General features: G+C 31.3%; 1 protein-coding gene. It reads right to left on the bottom strand.

The features are described 5' to 3' along the window. Positions 1–4: 4 nt before the first annotated feature. Positions 5–1,384 (bottom strand): argonaute/piwi family protein, encoded by a 1,380-nt coding sequence (locus BUB37_RS21215; protein ID WP_212635342.1) that lies wholly within the window; start codon positions 1,382–1,384, stop codon positions 5–7. Between the last annotated feature and the right edge of the window lie 202 nt (positions 1,385–1,586).

Raw genomic sequence — 1,586 nt, 5'->3', positions numbered from 1 at the left:
TCGATTATGATAGACCAATGGACATATTTAAAAAAGCAGCATAAATTAACCTGGATTTGTAGAAAACCTGTCCTACTAATTGGGGAATGAACAGTGTATTATTCCAATTCATTTTTGTTAAAGCTAAGATTTCATTGCAGATTTGTTCAGGTGATTCATCATATGAAAAGAGTCTAATTTCAATCGGACTTGGGATATATCTTCCAGGATAAGTCCCATAATAATCTACAAAGCCCCTTGTGTATAAAAAATGTCTTTGTTTATCCAGACTGAACATTGTTCCTCTAAGAGGTGGATAGTTGCCCTCTCTGTAAAGTCTAAAATTCGTAGGCATAATCGTTACTAAATCTAATGAATTAATGTTCATTTTTTCAGCAACTTTTTCAAAACCTTCAATTTCCTCTTCTGAATAATTGGAACTTTTGTGTATTACTAATCTCTGAGGATATATTTTGACTGCTTCGTAATATTCTTTTAGTGAATTGTGAAGTAAATCAAAAGCTTGTTGTTGGGATAAATGAGGCTGTTTATCTTTTTTACTTTCTTTTACAGGAGTTCCCCTTAAAATCACACCGTTTCCTTGTTCATTGAATATTTGGGTTACACTAGTCTGCGTTGTTGATTTGTCCCTGCTTTTATAGAAACTTATTCCCGCAAAACAAGTGTTATTAGTTGCATCTTTTTTTAATGCCCAAGGTGTACCAGAAGCCTTATAATATAGTGCAGTAAAAAAATTCCAAGCTATTGTAGCTTCATCTTGCATTTCTTTCGATGGTTTTACTATCCTATCTCTGACAATTTGAATTGGAATATTATATTCCATTGCCTTAGCTTTTAATAGGCGCCTAAAATTGATTTCCATTGAAAGATTATCTTCATCATCTTCGTCAAGCTTAACAGTTTTAGTTCCATAAATCATATTAGTAAATTTCTCATCCAAAACACAAAGGATAACATCAGGATTTTTATTTTTTGAGAGAAATTTAATTTCTGTTAGGAACAAGTCGACAGCTTTAATAATTAAATCATCAATATCTTTAGATGATTTTTTTGCCTTTTCGAAAATTGAATTATTAATTTTTCGAACATATGTTTCATCATAAGATATTTCACTTTTAAAGGCAATTTTGCCATTAAAACCGGGAAAATTCATAAACAAGTTTGGTTGCTTGCTTTTTTTGGGGTCGATATGACTTTTACAAGACTTTATCCAGCTAATTAAACTACCGATACTGTCACTATTACCAACAAATCCTAAAACAATTTTATCGGGACGTACATTTTCAAAATCCGCAACTCCATATTTATATATTCCCGTTCTCGGACAAATATGTTCGCCATTATGAAATTGTAATATAGGTTCTTTAAGTAAACTAATTTCCATAATCACTTTTAAAGGTTAAAGGAAGTCTAAAAGGCTCTTTGAAATTGATAAGACTATAATTTTCCTCTTCTTCGCTAATTTTATTTCTTAAACAATATGAAATAAACTTTATGCTTACCCCTATGTTTAGGACAATAATTCTTTAATAATAAGTTTGATGATGGTGTTGAAAGAGGGGGGGCCAGGGGGAGACTCATAACTT

It is taken from the genome of Pseudozobellia thermophila, from assembly GCF_900141855.1.
In the GTDB taxonomy this organism is placed as follows: domain Bacteria; phylum Bacteroidota; class Bacteroidia; order Flavobacteriales; family Flavobacteriaceae; genus Pseudozobellia; species Pseudozobellia thermophila.
The sequence above is the reverse complement of the archived record's forward strand: the minus strand, read 5'-3'. Positions and strand labels throughout refer to the sequence as shown.